Genomic DNA, 14,854 nt, shown 5'->3' with positions numbered 1-14,854 from the left:
CAGTCTTCAATCCCGGTCACGAAGTCAACGATAGGTCGGTGAGGATCCATGCGCAAGGGTTTTCGCCGATTCGGGCGGTAGCCTCGCCCTTGTGTTGATCGCCGCCGCTGTGTGCCCGCATCCTCCCGTGCTCTTCCCCGAGGTCGCCCAGGGGGCCGCACCGGGCCTGGACGCCCTCCGAACCGCCTGCGACCTCGCCGTCGCCGGGCTCGGCGCCGCCGGGGCCGACCGCCTGTACGTGGTGGGCCGGGGGCCGGAGGAACGCCGTCACGGCAGCGGTGCCGGGGGAGACCTGCGTGACTTCGGCGTGGACGTGCGCGTAGGGCCGGAACCGGGGGTCCTGGACCTGGCCGCCACGACCGGCCGCTGGCTGGCCGGGCGCTCCGGGCTCGTCCCCGACGGCTACCTGGAGGTCCCGTCGGACACCGTGCCGGGGCGGGCCCTCGAACTCGGCGCGGAGCTGGCCGGCGAGGGGGAACGGGTCGTGCTCCTGGTGATGGGCGACGGCAGCGCCCGCCGGGCCGAGCACTCACCCGGGTACGTGGACGAGCGCGCGATCCCCTACGACGACGCCGTCGCCGAGGCCCTGGCCAAGGCGGACACCTCGCACCTGGCCGGGCTCGACCCCGCAACGGCCCGCGACCTCATGGTCGCCGGGCGCCCCGCCTGGCAGGTCCTGGCGGGCGCGGCCGGAGACCGCGCGCCCACCGGCGACCTGCTCGCCTACGAGGCACCCTACGGCGTGGGTTACTTCGTGGCCGCCTGGGCTCTGTGACCCCGGATCGGCCCCGGACTCAGCGCTGGGAGTTGGGCAGCAGGGTGGCGATGTCCACCAGGGCCTCGCCCGGGTCCTCCGTCTTCCCGGCCAGGGCCGACTCCACCTGGGCCATCGCCCGTTCCAGCAGGTTGGGGGCGTCGTAGGGCAGCCAGTGGACCCGCGGGTCGCGGCGGAACCACGACTCCTGGCGGCGCGCGAACCGCCGCGTGGCCTGGGCGGTCTGCTCCTTGGCCTCGGTCTCGTCGATCTCCCCGTCCAGCTGGGCGAGCGCCTGGGCGTAGCCGAGCGCCTTGGACGCGGTGCGGCCCTCGCGCAGCCCCTGCTTGTCCAGGCGGCGGACCTCCTCCAACAACCCCTGGCCCCACATGCGCTCCACCCGCAGGTCGATGCGCTCGTCCAGCTCGGGGCGCGGTGCGCTCAGCCCCAGCTGCACACCGGGGTAGTACGAGGTGTGGTCGGGCAGGTTGGCGGTGAACGGCTGCCCGGTGAGTTCGATGACCTCCAGCGCCCGGACGATCCGCCGACCGTTGCCGGGCAGGATCGTACGGGCCGCGGCGGGGTCGGCCTCGGCCAGCCGGGCGTGCAGCAGCCCGGGGCCGACGTCGGCCAGCTCGGACTCCAGCCGGGCGCGCACCTCGGGGTCGGTCCCGGGGAACTCCATGTGGTCCAGGACGGCGCGCACGTACAGCCCGGAACCGCCCACCAGGATGGGGATGACGTCGCGGTCCGCGCAGTCCTCCACCCGCTCCCGGGCGAGGGTCTGGTAGCTGGCCACGTCCGCGGTCTCGTGCACGTCCCAGATGTCCAGCAGATGGTGGGGCACGCCCCGGCGCTCCTCCTCGGGGAGCTTCGCCGTGCCGATGTCCATGCCTCTGTACAGCTGCATGGAGTCGGCGTTGATCACCTCGCCGCGACGACCGGTGCGCTCCTCCAGCCACTCCGCGAGGTCGACGGCCAGGTCCGACTTGCCTACAGCGGTCGGGCCCACGACCGCGATCACCTTGATCATCCCTCCAGCGTAACCACGTTGCACCCGCGCCGGGGCCACACCGGGTGAGAGACGGGTGGGAATCGGGTGATTGACGGGCTGCCGACCAGCGGCCGAGCGGCGGCGTTCGTTCGCCGGGGCGGGCACATCTAGGATGGTGGGCATGCGATTCGCCAAGGGCCACGGAACAGAGAACGACTTCGTGATCCTCCCCGACCCCGACGGGGAGCTCCAGCTCACGGAGGAGACCGTCCGGCTGCTGTGCGACCGCCGGGCGGGCATCGGCGGTGACGGCATCCTCCGGGTGGTGCGTACGGGTGCGCTCGGTGAGACGCTCGCCCCGGCGGCCCGCACGGCCGAACGCTCCGAGTGGTTCATGGACTACCGCAACTCCGACGGCAGCATCGCCGAGATGTGCGGCAACGGGGTGCGGGTCTTCGCCCGCTACCTGCGGCACGCCGGTTACGTCACCGGCGACCGCTTCGAGGTCGGCACCCGCGACGGCGCCAAGGGTGTGGTGATCGAGGCCAACGGCGACGTCACCATCGACATGGGCCGGGTCGAGCGCCAGGGCACCTCCTCGGCCAAGCTCGCCCGGCAGGTCGTGCACGGAGCCCAGATCTCCGTGGGCAACCCGCACCTGGCCTGCGAGGTCGACGGCCCGGTCGCCGACATCGACCTGACCAGGCTCCCCGAACTCGACGCCGAGGCCTTCCCCCAGGGCGCCAACGTCGAGGTGTACTCCGAGATCGCCCCCGGGGTGCTGGAGATGCGCGTGTACGAGCGCGGCTCCGGCGAGACCCGCTCCTGCGGTACCGGCATCGTGGCCGCGGCCGCGGCGGCCACCCCCGAGGGCGAGGGCGCGACCTGGAGGGTGCGCGTGCTCGGCGGGGAGTGCACGGTCTACCTCGACGCCTCGGGCGCCCGCCTGAGCGGCCCCGCCGCCATCATCGCCGAGGGCGAGACCGTCCTGGTCTGACCCCTCGTCCGGGAGCCTCGGGCCTCGGCGTGGCGGCTTGGCAGTGCGGCGCTCGCTCAGCGCAGGGTGAGCTCCTTCTGCTCGTACACGTCGAAGGCGGTGTCGCAGGCGTCCCGAACCGCGTCGTTGTGCGTGGCGATGACCACGGCACAGCCCGCCCGGCTCATGTGACGCAGTACGTTCACCACCATGGCCCCGTTCTCGCTGTCCAGCGCCCCTGTGGGCTCGTCGGCCAGCACCAGTGACGGCTGCTTCACCATGAGCCGGGCCAGCGCCACCCGCTGCTGCTCCCCGCCCGACAGGTAGTGCACCTTCTCCTTCTCGCGTCCGCCAAGACCCACCCGCTCCAGGGCGGCCGCGAAACCGGGCCGGGTTCCGCGCCGCCGCACCACCTCAAGGTTGGCCTTGACGGTGGCGTTCTCGATCAGTGCGTAGTTCTGGAACAGGTAGCCCAGGTGGTCACGGCGGAACCGGCGTTGTTTTCCCGAACCCAGCCGGGTGACGTCGGTGCCCTCGAACAGGATCTGCCCTCCGGTCGGTTTCTCCAATAGTCCCATGCAGTTGAGCAGGGTGGTCTTGCCCGATCCGCTGGCTCCGACCAGCGCGAGCATCCGGCCGGACTCCACGGTCAGGTCGAGGTCTTCCCACAGGAGGCGGTTGCCGAAGGACTTGCTGAGGTTCTTCAGGGTGATCATGGTGTTTCTCGGTTTCTCGGAGTCAGGCCCGGGAGGCGCCTTCGTGGACGATACGGCGGTGGAAGAGGGACAGCGCGGCGACGGTGATCACCAGGCAGACCAGGATGATCCCGAGCGCGTAGAACGGCTCGACTCCACTGGGCGCGCTCTCCAGAGGACCGCCGTACATGGGATCGGCGGTCAGCGCCACCTTGCGGAGCGTGTCCCAGGTGGACCACGCCAGGAAACCGAGCGCGATGGCGCCCTCGACGATCAGCAGGCGCCGGTGGGTGGCGACGAAGGTCCACCCGCTGATGTGTCGCGCGAAGATCTCCTGGGACCGGGTGCGCACATGCACGATGCACGCGGCCATGGCGGTGAGCAGCAGTACGGCGCCCGCCCCGAGCAGGTTGAAGGTTTCGCTGCGCAGGACGTTCAGCGAGTTGTGGTGCTCTTTGAGGGCACTGACACCAAGGGTCTCCACCATGGAAACGTACCGGGACGCCTCAGGGTCCTCCGCCCGGAAATCCTCCACCACCCCGGGATCGGGGAAGGCCGTCGAGCGGTTGGTCAGATAAGCGACGTAGTCGCTGTCAGACAGGACCGCTCCGTTCGGCAGCACGATGACGACGGGTTCGTGCACCAGGGGCAGGAAGTGGTGGGGATCGCTCATGCCCTTGGCCGCGTAGGTGAACAGGTCCTGGCCGTCGGCCGCGACCAGGGCCTCCACTTCGGGTGCCTGGCCTGGTCGGCTGTTGATGTCGAGCCAGCTGTCGGTCACCCCGTCGACGAGCTCGTCGGTGTGCTCCTGGAAGCTCTCGGGCACGATGACCCGGACGGTCTCCCCGGGGCCGTGGCGCTCGCCGGAAGGGGCGAGCACTTCCTCCTCGGCCAGGTAGGCGTCGTTCACCACGAGGACGGTGCGGTCCAGCGAGGAGGTGTCCCAGGGTTGCTCCGGATCGAAGGGGAGGAAATCGTGGAGGTAGGTGTGGATGGTCAGGACCATGTCACCCTCGGCGTCGGCTTCCCGCAGCCAGGGACCGAGGCTCGCGTCGACCGCCTCGGGGTCCGCCCATCCGTAGTTGGCGCTGAGTGAGGGGAAGGACGTGTCGCCGTGGTCCTCCAGTAGTTCCAGGCCCACACGCTGGTCACGGACCTCCTGGGCGGAGCTGACGACACCAGCCAGGATGAACAGGGCCAGCACCAGTACGGGGGCCCTGACCAGGTAGACGGCGGCCGTAGTGCTGCGGACGGGCAGGCGGCCCTTGAGGGCCGGCAGGATGCCGGTGGTGTGCACCAGGCCCAGCACCGCGGCGTGCACGAGCAGGCAGGGGACCGCCAGCAGAGCCAGGAACGCCAGGGCCATCAGGGTGTAGAGGCCGAGCTGGTTCCACCCGTTGTAGGCGCCGAGTAACGCCAGCGTCGCGGCCGCCACCGCCGGCAGGGCGATCGCCGCCAACCGTGCCACTTTCCGCAGGTCGCCACCGAGGATGTCGAGGTAGGAGCGCCCTTGCAAGCGCATGACGCCGTAGTCGCGTGCGGCCAACAGGACGCCCGCCCCCACGGCGGTCGCTGATCCGAGCAGGGCGACCGCCAGGAGGTTGAACAGGTGGCCACCGGTGAAGTAGTGCCACAACTGGGTGACCTGGGTGCCTGCCGCCTCTTGGAGGCCGTGTTCGGCGAGGGCCGCGCGGAGCGCCTCCTCCGCCCCGGCGTCACCGAAGACGAGGTAGACGCCGTTCGGCCCCACGCCACCGAAGTCCGCGATGTCGTGGCTCGTGACGGTGAAGTCCCGGCCGAAGTTCGGGTAGCCGTCCTCCAGCCACTGTTGGTAGTGGGAGCCGGGGTCCGCGACAGCGAGGTAGAGGTGCGCCACCGAGAACGGTTCGTTGACATCCGGGATGACGTAGCCGACCGAGGTGTCGTGGTCGTTCGCGACCTGTCGCACGGAAGCCGCGACCTCGTCGGTGTCGTAGGTCCCGTCGTTCTCGGAGATCCACACCAGACGCGTGTCCTCCAGCACGTACATGGTGCGCTCGGCCGTGGTGGCGAGGAGGAAGGCGATGACCGCGGCGAATACGGCACAGGCGGTGTAGGCGAAGGCGAGGGTTCTGTTGGGCACGGATAGTTCCTGTCGGGGGACCCGTCGGCGCCAGGGCGCCGACGGGCCTGTTCGTCGGGGGATCAGCAGGTACGTCGGTACGCCTGGTTGTTACCGAGGGCACGGTCGGCGGTGGCCCGGGCCCAGTACCCTCCCGCGATGTTGGCAGTGCGCACGGTGGTCTTGCCCACCGCGGTGGCGCCGTGGCACACGCTGGGGTGGAAGTAGTGCGAGTAGCTGGTACCAGCACCCGGGACTCCCGTGACGCCGCGGTTCCAGGTTTCCTTGGGAGGCGCGGCGTGTGCGGCCGAGGCGGCGCCGACCGCGATGCCGAAGGCCAGGGCCATGGTCACGAGGGTGCGCTTGGTGAGTTTCATGGGGGATTGCTCCTGTTTCGTCATCCGCAGGTGTTGCGCCAGTAAGTCTGGTTGTTGGTCCATGCCTTCGCGACGCTTGCCCGTGACCAGTTGCCTGCCCCGGTGTTCGCGGAACGGACCGTATGGACTCCTACGGCGGTGGAGCCGTGGCATCTGCTGTTGTGGAGGTAGTTCGAGTAGACGCGATCGGAAACGGTGCCGCGGTCCCAGGTGCCGCCGCCCACACTCGAGACGACAGCGGAGGCTGCGCCAGCCGTTCCCACGCTGATGCCCGCAGCGACCAGAACGGTCACGAGCACCTTCTTGGCTCTGTTCATTTTTCCTTCTTGCAGGGGGTGTGGCGAAGAATCCGTCGCCCTGGAAGAAGTTATGGACTTCCTGGAATTGTGTCAACGCCGATTTTGTGTGCGTCGGTGTTCGCGTCTTTTTGTGTTTTCGCAGATGGTTGAAGGTGGTCGAGTTTTATTGGGGGTCTGCTTCAGCCGGTCTTTTCGGGAGGGGGATTTGACGTGCGTATTCTTGTTGTTCTTGCAGGTCGTGGGGTGGAGGCGATCCCTGTTTGTGGTGGTGTGCAGGGGATGAGGAATCACCTTGTTATTGCAGGTGAAGAGGGTTTCATGTCTCCTGGTGGTGTGTTCGGCCCGGCCGTGGCCCTCTCTCTGAGGTGGAAGCTGGTCACCCTGGGTGTCCACATTCGGCCAGGCGGAGCCGGGCGGACGGTGCTAGGTTCTCTTCTGGCCTGTTTGCTCTGGGTCTCTGATGAAGGGTGGTCGGCTTTTCCTCGTGGTGGCGCGGGCCATGCTCTTGGCATCCGATTTTTCGGGCCCGCGAAGGGTGGCTCCACGCACGAATCGGAGTCGTGTGCTCCGGGTCCGGTCCGGCGGCGCTGTTTTTCGTACGCGAAGAAAGACGGTGATGGAAAAGATATGTCGGACGGGGTTCACCGTGTCTTATCGCGACCGGGGGCCCGAACGGTTACCCTCGGCTGGACGGACCGAACAGCTGCTCCGGGCTCAGGCCGCGCAGCGAGGCGTCCAGGAGCTGCGCGGTGTGGGTCACCGCGACCGGCGAACCCGCGCGCTCCATCGCCGAGGCGATCTGCAACGAGCATCCCGGGTTGCCCGAGACCAGGACGCCGGCCCCGGTCGAGGCCACGTCCTCGCCCTTGCGGTCGCCCAGTTCGCCCGCGGCCCGCGGGTTGAACAGGTTGTACACGCCCGCCGAACCGCAGCAGATCTCCTTGTTGGGCAGGTCGACCACCTCGAGTCCGGGGATCTGCCGGAGGAGCTCACGGGGCTGGCGGGTGATCCCCTGGCCGTGGGACAGGTGGCAGGCGTCGTGGTAGGCCACCCGGAGCGGGACCGGATGGCGCTCGGCGCGCGGCCCCAGGGCGACCAGGTACTCGGTCAGGTCCACCACCTTCGCCGAGACCGCGCGGGCGCGCTCCACCCAGGCCGGCCCCGCACCCGCCTCCTCCAGGGTTCGGTCGAAGTGCTTCATGCTGGATCCGCACCCGGCCGAGTTCACGACGATCCGCTCCACCTGGCCCGCTTCGAAGACCTCGACGAGGCGCTGGGCGAAGGCGGCCGACTCGGCGAGCCTGCCGGAGTGGCCCGACAGCGCCCCGCAGCACCCCTGGGAGCGTGGGATCACCACCTCGCAGCCCTCCAGGGCCAGCACCCGGGCGGTCGCGGTGTTGACCTCGGGGAAGAACGCGCCCTGCACACAGCCCACGAGCATGCCCACCCGGGCGCGCCGTTCGCCCACGGCGGGCACCAGCTCGGGCAGCGGGGGAGGAGGGGCCGACAGCGGCGGGGCGATGCGCTCCATGGTGGCCAGGGTCGGTGAGAGCCGGTCCAGGATCCCGGACCTGCGGACCAGCGACGAGACCCCGCTCGCCTGGTAGGCGCGCAGTGGTCCGCGCACGGCCCGGAGGCGGTTCCGGTACGGGAAGAGCGAGAACACCGCCCCGCGCAGCGCGCGCTGGCCCCGGGGGCGTTCGTGCTCCTCCTCGACCCGGTACCGCGTGTGCTCGATGAGGGCGTCGTAGGCCACCCCGGACGGGCACGAGGACACGCACGCTAGGCAGCCCAGGCAGTTGTCGAAGTGCCCGACGGCGGTCTCGGTGAGCACGTCCTCCTCGTGCATCTGGCCCATGAGGTGGATACGGCCGCGCGGTGAGTCCATCTCCTGTCCCCACAGCACGTTGGTGGGGCAGGTGGGCAGGCAGAAACCGCAGTGCACGCAGTCGTTGAGCAGGTCACCGAAGAGCCGCTCGCGCTCGGCCGGACCACCGCTGGCCGGTTCGGTCGGTAGGTCGGTCACGGTCACTCCCATGGGTCGGTGGTCATGGTGCTCAGCTGTCGACGGCGGGTCAGATGCCCCCGGCGAATCGGCCCGGTGAGAGGCGGTGGCCGGGGTCGAACGAGTCCTTGACCGCCCGCATCAGCTCCAGGCCGGGGACCTCGCCCCAGGGGTCGATCCCGGCGGCGCGGATGTGCGGCTCCGCGCGCAGCAGCACCAGCGGGTGGCCGCCGGCCGAACGCACACCGTCGACCACCAGCCCCACCCGCTCGGAGGAGGTTCCCGGCGGGAAGGACACGGACAGCGATCCGGTGGACGCAGAACCCCGTACGTGCGCGGCGGCGTCGACCGCGCCGGAGAGCTCGCCCACCCAGGCGGCGGCCGCGACGCTCTCGGCGGGCGGGGCCGTGACCAGGGCGACGGTGCCCTCGGCGGGCAGCAGCCCCCAGCCCTCGGGCAGTTCCTCGGCGACGGCGGGGTCCCCGTCCCGGCCCCGGGGCGCCAGCGCCCGCGCGGCAGCCTCGACGCGCGCGTCGAGCCCGTCCGGGGTGCCCTCCAGCACCACGTCCAGCCGTCCCGCCCCCTCGGCGGGCCAGTCCAGCTCCACGGCCGAGGGCACCACCGTGGTCCCGCGCAGCGCGGCCAGGGCCTGCTCCGCACGGGAACGGGAGGACACGCGCGCGCTCACCACGCGCAGGGACTCCGGCAGCGGGTGCAGGCGGAAGGCGACCGACGCGATCACACCGAGCGTGCCGAACCCGCCGGTGTGCAGCTTGGCCAGGTCGTACCCGGCCACGTTCTTGACCACCCGGCCGCCGCTGCGCGCCACCACACCGTCGGCGCGTACCACCGTCATACCGATCACCAGGTCGCGCAGGGCGCCGGAGAGCAGGCGGCGCGGGCCGCTCACCCCCGTGGCCAGGGCACCGCCCACGGTGCCTCCGGCCCTGACCGGGTCGTAGGACAGCCTCTGTCCGGCGGCGGCCAGGGCCGCGTACAGCTCGGCCACCGGGGTGCCCGCACCGACCTCCACCACCAGGTCACCGGCGTTGTGGTCGATCCAGGACAGGGCGGAGACGTCCACCAGCAGGTCCAGGGAGCGCGGCGGTCGGCCCCAGTCCAGGGCGGTCCCCGCACCGCGCACGGTCACCGAGAGCCCGCGCCGGTGCGCGGCCGCCATCACCCCGGCCAGGGAGTCGGTGTCGGTCGGCACCGCAACGCGCGTCGGCACGACCCCGCACACGGCGTCCCCCGGGGCGCCCTCCCGCAGGGCGCACCCCTCGACATCCAGGTCCTGTCTCACCCTCGGCCCTCCCGGCCCTCGTCGCCAACACCCGATCCGGTGCCCGGGTCGCGGTCCCGACCACGGTCCGGACCGCTCAGAACTGTTCGGCCTCCCCGGACTCCACCAGCGGGTGCACACCCGTGCGCACCCCGGGCCGCTCCCCGCACAGGCGGGGCGTGGGCAGCAGCTTCTCCGGATTGGCGATCCCGGCCGGGTCGAAGGCCCGCCGGAACAGGTCGAAGGTCTCCAGGGAGGCGTCGTCGTACATCCGCGGCATCTTGCACGCCTTGTCCACACCCACCCCGTGCTCGCCGGTAATGGACCCGCCGTGCTCGATGCACAGGTCCAGGATGGCCCCCGAGACCGCCTCGGCCCGCTCGCCCGCTCCGGGTTCGGCGTCGTCGAAGAGGACGAGCGGGTGCAGGTTCCCGTCACCGGCGTGGAAGACGTTGGCCACCCGGACGCCGGACTCGGCCGACAGGGCGGCGATCCGGCCGAGCACCTCACCAAGGGCGGTGCGCGGCACCACCCCGTCCTGGACGATGTAGGCCGGGCTGATCCGTCCCACGGCGGCGAAGGCCGACTTGCGGCCCTTCCAGATGAGCGCCCGTTCCTCGGCGCCGCTGGCCGCACGGGTCTCGAAGGAACCGGCGTCCGCGCACAGGGCGGTGACGCGTTCCAGCTGGGCGTCGACCTCCTCGGCGGGCCCGTCCAGCTCCACCACCAGCACGGCGGCCGCGCCCTCGGGGTAGTCACAGGCCACGGCGCGTTCGGCGGCCTCGATGGCCAGCGCGTCCATCATCTCGATCGCCGACGGCAGCACCCCGGCGGAGATGATCGCGCTGACCGCCTCGCCGCCCGCGTCCAGCGAGGTGAACGCGGACAGCAGGGTGACGGTCTTCTGCGGCGAACGGGTCAGGGACACGGTGATCCGGGTGGCCACGCCCAGGGTGCCCTCGGAGCCGACGAACGCCCCGATGAGGTCGTATCCGTGCGCTCCGGGGGCCTTGCCGCCCAGCTCGACGACCTCGCCCGCCGGGGTGACGATCTCCAGTCCGCGCACGTGGTTGACGGTGAACCCGTACTTGAGGCAGTGGGCGCCACCGGAGTTCTCCGCGACGTTGCCGCCCACCGAGCACACCTGCTGGCTGGAGGGGTCGGGGGCGTAGTAGTAGCCGTGCGGGCCGGCGGCGCGGGTGATGTCGAGGTTGGCCACCCCCGGTTCGACGACCGCGCACTCGTTGTCGAGGTCGATCTCGATGATGCGGCGCATGCGCGAGGTGACCAGGAGGACGCCCTCGGCGTGGGGGAGCGCTCCCGCCGACAGGCCGGTGCCCGCCCCGCGCGGGACGTAGGGGACACCGTGTTCGGCGCAGAGCCGGACGACGGCGGCGACCTGCTCGGTGGAGGTCGGCATGACCACGACACCGGGGGTGGAGCGGTGGTAGGTCAGACCGTCGCTCTCGTAGACGCGCCGCTGGGAGAGGTCGGTCAGGACGCCGTCGTCACCGCAGATCTCCAGCAGCCGGGGGACCAGCCCGGTCAGCGCCCCGGGCGTGCTCGAGGAGCCGGGCGCGGAACCACGCGCCGAACCACGGGGCGTGTGGGGTGCGGTCGTGGCCATGGGCGCCTCCCGGTTCCGAACGGAGAACGCGGTCGGGGTCCCGTTCTCCGACTGCGACCTCGCAAGGGGACCGTACGACCGCGCCCCCTGCCGAGGCAAGGGGCGCGGTGGAAACAGACTTTCGTTTCGTGAAACCGGCTACGGACCGGCCGAGTCCGTCCAGGTTGGCCGCTGGACGGTTCCCGTTCCGTTACGGCATGCGCTCGTAGGCGGGCAGCGTCAGGAAGTCGACGTAGTCGTCGTCCAGCGCGACCTCGGTGAAGAGCTCGCTGGCCTGCGTGTACAGGTCCTCGTTGTAGTTGGCGCCGAGGGCCTCCCTGATGGTGGCCAGCTCCTCGCCGATGATCTGCTTGACCAGTTCGGCGGTGACCTTCTCACCGCCGTCCAGGGTGACGTCGTTGTGCAGCCACTGCCAGATCTGTGAACGGGAGATCTCGGCGGTGGCGGCGTCCTCCATGAGGTTGTGGATCGCCACCGCGCCGTTGCCGCCCATCCACGCCGCCAGGTACTGCAGGGCGACGTTGATGTTGCCGCGCAGACCGGAGAGCGTCACGCCGCCCGGGGTCTGGTCCACGGCGAGCAGGTCGGCGGCGCTGACCTCCACCTCCGGGCGCTGCTTGTCGATCTGGTTGGGCCGCTCGCCCAGGACGCCGTCGAAGATCTCCTTGGCGACCGGGACCAGGTCGGGGTGGGCGACCCAGGAGCCGTCGAAGCCGTCACCGGACTCACGGGACTTGTCGTCGCGGACCTTGGCGAAGGCGACCTTGTTGACCTCCTCGTCCTTACGGGACGGGATGAAGGCGGCCATACCGCCGATGGCGTGGGCGCCGCGCTTGTGGCAGGTCTTGACCAGCAGCTCGGTGTAGGCGCGCATCATCGGGGCGGTCATCGTGACGGCGTTGCGCTCGGGCAGCAGGAACTTGCGGCCGCGGGTGCGGTGGGTCTTGATGAGGCTGAAGAGGTAGTCCCAGCGGCCGGCGTTGAGACCGGCGGAGTGCTCGCGCAGCTCGTAGAGGATCTCCTCCATCTCGAACGCGGCCGGGATGGTCTCGATCAGGCAGGTGGCGCGGATGGTGCCGCGGGGGATCTCCAGGCGCTCCTGGGCCAGAACGAAGATGTCGTTCCACAGGCGGGCCTCGAGGTGGCTCTGCATCTTCGGGAGGTAGAAGTACGGGCCCTTGCCCTTGGCGATCTGGCGCTTGGCGCTGTGGAAGAAGTACAGCGCGAAGTCGACGATGCCGCCGCTGGTGCGCTGGCCGTCGACGAGGATGTGCTTCTCGTCCAGGTGCCAGCCGCGCGGGCGGACGACGATCGTGGCCAGCTCGGAGTCCTCCTTGAGGGCGTAGGTCTTGCCCTGGGGGGAGGTGAAGTCGATCTCGCGGTCCAGGGCGTCACGCAGGTTGAGCTGCCCCTGGATCATGTTCTCCCACAGCGGGGTGTTGGCGTCCTCGAAGTCCGCCAGCCACACCTTCGCGCCGGAGTTGAGCGCGTTGATCGTCATCTTGCGGTCCGTGGGACCGGTGATCTCGACGCGGCGGTCGGTGATGCCCGGAGCGGGCGGAGCGACCTGCCAGCTGTCGTCCTCGCGGATGTGCTTGGTCTCGGGGAGGAAGTCGAGGTCCTCCCCGGCGGCGATCTGCGCCTCCCGGGCCGTACGAGCGGCCAGCAGTTCCTGGCGGCGCGACTCGAAGGTGCGGTGCAGCTCGGCGACGAGGGCGAGGGCGTCCTCGGTGAGGATCTCGTCGAACCGTTCGTTGAGGGGGCCGGTGATCTCGACCCCGTGCGTGGCGCCCATGGAAAACCTTCCGCAATACGAAACAAGCTTCTGGTATGTGGAAATGAAGCTACTATCTTGATGTCGAGCGGTCAACGTCACTCATGCCCTTGATCAGTGGAGATCTTCCTGAAACGGGAAGGAAGAGCAAAGTTCTGTCGGAACTTTTGCGTTTCTTGAGTGACGGGTCTACTCCAAGGTTCTCACGCTCCGCGCGGGGTCATGGTCTGCGTCACGTTGCCTGCGATAATTCAGATGCCCGGTCGGGGCGGAGGTGCGAGCATCGTGGTCACGGGCCGCCCTACCCCGCTCCGGGAAGATCCATGGCGGCATATGCGTTGACCCACCTGGAGGGATATGAATACAGCTGACACCCACGGAAGCGACCACGCCGGCCACGAGGCCCACGGCGAGGACGACTTCCGTGAGGCGATTACCGTCGGGGACGGGGTCCACGCCGACGACGCGTCCCGCGAGGCCACGGCCACCGGCGGTGACCGCTACGAAGACCCGAACAACGCCCCCGACCAGGGCGAGATGGAGCTGGCCGAACGGCACGCGCTCCGCCGCGTCCAGGGCCTTTCCACCGAGCTCACCGACGTCACCGAGGTCGAGTACCGGAAACTGCGCCTGGAGCGCGTCGTCCTCATCGGCGTCTGGACCAGGGGAACCCAGGTCGACGCCGACAACTCACTGACCGAGCTGGCCGCCCTCGCCGAGACGGCGGGCGCACTGGTCCTCGAAGGACTCACCCAGCGCCGGTCCAAGCCCGACCCCGCGACCTACGTCGGCAAGGGCAAGGCCTCTGAACTGCGCGACATCGTCGAGGCCACCGGCGCGGACACCGTCATCTGCGACGGTGAGCTCACCCCGGGCCAGCTGCGCCAGCTGGAGGACGTCGTCAAGGTCAAGGTGGTCGACCGGACCGCCCTGATCCTCGACATCTTCGCCCAGCACGCCAGCAGCAGCGAGGGCAAGGCCCAGGTCGAACTCGCCCAGCTCAGCTACCTGCTGCCACGACTGCGCGGCTGGGGTGACTCCCTGTCCCGTCAGGCGGGCGGCTCCGGCGGTGGCGGCGCCGGCGGCGGCGTGGGCCTGCGCGGTCCCGGTGAGACCAAGATCGAGACCGACCGCCGACGCATCAACGACAAGATGGCCAAGCTGCGCCGTCAGCTCGCCCACATGCGCACCGCGCGCGACGTCAAGCGCGACGTCCGCCGCACCCGCCAGGTGCCCTCGGTGGCGATCGCCGGGTACACCAACGCCGGCAAGTCGAGCCTGCTCAACCGGCTCACCGGGGCCGGTGTGCTGGTGGAGAACGCCCTGTTCGCCACCTTGGACCCGACGGTCCGCCAGGCCCGCACGCCCGACGGCCGCGCCTTCACCCTGAGCGACACGGTCGGCTTCGTCCGGCACCTGCCGCACCAGCTGGTGGAAGCGTTCCGCTCCACTCTGGAGGAGGTCGCCGACTCCGACCTGATCCTGCACGTGGTCGACGGTTCCCACCCCGACCCCGAACAGCAGATCAGCGCCGTCCGCGAGGTGTTCGCCGAGATCGAGGCCGTCGACGTGCCCGAGCTCATCGTGGTCAACAAGGTCGACGCCGCCGACCCGGACACACTCAAGGCGCTGCGCACCCGCTACCCCGACCTGGTCGAGGTCTCGGCGCGCACCGGTGAGGGAGTCCCCGAGCTGGTCACGGCACTGTCCGAGGCGCTGCCCGAGCTCGCCAAGGAGGTGCACGCCCTCGTCCCGTACTCGCGGGGCGACCTCGTCGCCAAGGTGCACGAGGAAGGCCGCATCCTCAGCGAGGAGCACACCGGGGAGGGCACGGCGCTGCACGCCTTCGTGCCGGCCCTGCTCGCCTCCAAGCTCGACGACTACACGCCCAGCAACGCCTAGGCGTCCGCCCCCGGGGCTCCGCGAGCGGATCCCTGGGGGCCTCCGCCGACGTCGGCGGAGTGCTGACG

General features: G+C 70.3%; 12 protein-coding genes. 3 read left to right on the top strand and 9 right to left on the bottom strand.

Annotation, left to right across the window (positions count from 1 at the left end):
- Positions 1 to 91: 91 nt before the first annotated feature.
- Entirely contained in the window at positions 92 to 775 is a 684-nt protein-coding gene (locus D458_RS0114770) for a class III extradiol dioxygenase subunit B-like domain-containing protein (protein ID WP_026119314.1), read from the top strand.
- Between the two features lie 19 nt (positions 776 to 794).
- Here the strand turns inward: D458_RS0114770 and miaA are convergent, their stop codons facing one another.
- Positions 795 to 1,787 (bottom strand): tRNA (adenosine(37)-N6)-dimethylallyltransferase MiaA, encoded by a 993-nt coding sequence (miaA, locus tag D458_RS0114765; protein ID WP_017587526.1) that lies wholly within the window; start codon positions 1,785 to 1,787, stop codon positions 795 to 797.
- 133 nt (positions 1,788 to 1,920) lie between these two features.
- Here miaA and dapF point away from each other — a divergent pair, with 133 nt between their 5' ends.
- Positions 1,921 to 2,745 (top strand): diaminopimelate epimerase, encoded by an 825-nt coding sequence (dapF, locus tag D458_RS0114760; RefSeq protein WP_083936306.1) that lies wholly within the window; start codon positions 1,921 to 1,923, stop codon positions 2,743 to 2,745.
- A gap of 56 nt (positions 2,746 to 2,801) precedes the next feature.
- On the opposite strand, the gene D458_RS0114755 is transcribed toward dapF, so the two are convergent.
- The 8 genes from D458_RS0114755 to aceB form a co-directional block, all read right to left on the bottom strand.
- Positions 2,802 to 3,440, bottom strand: a complete 639-nt coding sequence (locus tag D458_RS0114755) for an ATP-binding cassette domain-containing protein (RefSeq protein WP_017587524.1) — start codon at positions 3,438 to 3,440, stop codon at positions 2,802 to 2,804.
- A 22-nt stretch (positions 3,441 to 3,462) separates the two neighbouring features.
- Positions 3,463 to 5,541 carry a hypothetical protein gene (locus D458_RS0114750; RefSeq protein ID WP_017587523.1) on the bottom strand — a complete coding sequence of 693 codons (2,079 nt, stop codon included), beginning with the start codon at positions 5,539 to 5,541 and terminating at the stop codon, positions 3,463 to 3,465.
- 62 nt (positions 5,542 to 5,603) lie between these two features.
- Positions 5,604 to 5,897, bottom strand: coding sequence for a lactococcin 972 family bacteriocin (locus D458_RS0114745; protein ID WP_017587522.1), 294 nt, complete (start codon positions 5,895 to 5,897; stop codon positions 5,604 to 5,606).
- A gap of 20 nt (positions 5,898 to 5,917) precedes the next feature.
- Entirely contained in the window at positions 5,918 to 6,214 is a 297-nt protein-coding gene (locus D458_RS35520) for a lactococcin 972 family bacteriocin (protein ID WP_026119313.1), read from the bottom strand.
- A gap of 658 nt (positions 6,215 to 6,872) precedes the next feature.
- A complete protein-coding gene (locus D458_RS0114735; RefSeq protein ID WP_017587521.1) occupies positions 6,873 to 8,234 on the bottom strand; it encodes a (Fe-S)-binding protein in 1,362 nt (453 codons plus the stop codon).
- 37 nt (positions 8,235 to 8,271) lie between these two features.
- Complete coding sequence (locus D458_RS0114730) at positions 8,272 to 9,504, bottom strand: FAD-binding oxidoreductase (RefSeq protein WP_017587520.1); 1,233 nt, start codon at positions 9,502 to 9,504, stop codon at positions 8,272 to 8,274.
- A gap of 76 nt (positions 9,505 to 9,580) precedes the next feature.
- Positions 9,581 to 11,110 (bottom strand): FAD-linked oxidase C-terminal domain-containing protein, encoded by a 1,530-nt coding sequence (locus D458_RS0114725; RefSeq protein WP_017587519.1) that lies wholly within the window; start codon positions 11,108 to 11,110, stop codon positions 9,581 to 9,583.
- A 190-nt stretch (positions 11,111 to 11,300) separates the two neighbouring features.
- Positions 11,301 to 12,905, bottom strand: a complete 1,605-nt coding sequence (gene aceB / locus D458_RS0114715) for a malate synthase A (protein ID WP_017587518.1) — start codon at positions 12,903 to 12,905, stop codon at positions 11,301 to 11,303.
- 336 nt (positions 12,906 to 13,241) lie between these two features.
- Here aceB and hflX point away from each other — a divergent pair, with 336 nt between their 5' ends.
- Positions 13,242 to 14,786, top strand: a complete 1,545-nt coding sequence (hflX, locus tag D458_RS0114710) for a GTPase HflX (protein WP_017587517.1) — start codon at positions 13,242 to 13,244, stop codon at positions 14,784 to 14,786.
- Positions 14,787 to 14,854 lie beyond the last annotated feature (68 nt).

The sequence above is a fragment of the Nocardiopsis ganjiahuensis DSM 45031 genome (assembly GCF_000341085.1).
GTDB lineage: Bacteria > Actinomycetota > Actinomycetes > Streptosporangiales > Streptosporangiaceae > Nocardiopsis > Nocardiopsis ganjiahuensis.
The sequence above is the reverse complement of the archived record's forward strand: the minus strand, read 5'-3'. Positions and strand labels throughout refer to the sequence as shown.

What these genes read in the sequence shown, in the direction of transcription:
- miaA (WP_017587526.1), bottom strand. Translation starts at nt 1,787, where the DNA reads ATGATCAAGGTGATCGCGGTCGTGGGCCCGACCGCTGTAGGCAAGTCG.
- dapF (WP_083936306.1), top strand. Translation starts at nt 1,921, where the DNA reads ATGGTGGGCATGCGATTCGCCAAGGGCCACGGAACAGAGAACGACTTC.
- D458_RS0114755 (WP_017587524.1), bottom strand. Translation starts at nt 3,440, where the DNA reads ATGATCACCCTGAAGAACCTCAGCAAGTCCTTCGGCAACCGCCTCCTG.
- D458_RS0114745 (WP_017587522.1), bottom strand. Translation starts at nt 5,897, where the DNA reads ATGAAACTCACCAAGCGCACCCTCGTGACCATGGCCCTGGCCTTCGGC.
- D458_RS35520 (WP_026119313.1), bottom strand. Translation starts at nt 6,214, where the DNA reads ATGAACAGAGCCAAGAAGGTGCTCGTGACCGTTCTGGTCGCTGCGGGC.
- D458_RS0114735 (WP_017587521.1), bottom strand. Translation starts at nt 8,234, where the DNA reads ATGGGAGTGACCGTGACCGACCTACCGACCGAACCGGCCAGCGGTGGT.
- D458_RS0114725 (WP_017587519.1), bottom strand. Translation starts at nt 11,110, where the DNA reads ATGGCCACGACCGCACCCCACACGCCCCGTGGTTCGGCGCGTGGTTCC.
- aceB (WP_017587518.1), bottom strand. Translation starts at nt 12,905, where the DNA reads ATGGGCGCCACGCACGGGGTCGAGATCACCGGCCCCCTCAACGAACGG.
- hflX (WP_017587517.1), top strand. Translation starts at nt 13,242, where the DNA reads ATGAATACAGCTGACACCCACGGAAGCGACCACGCCGGCCACGAGGCC.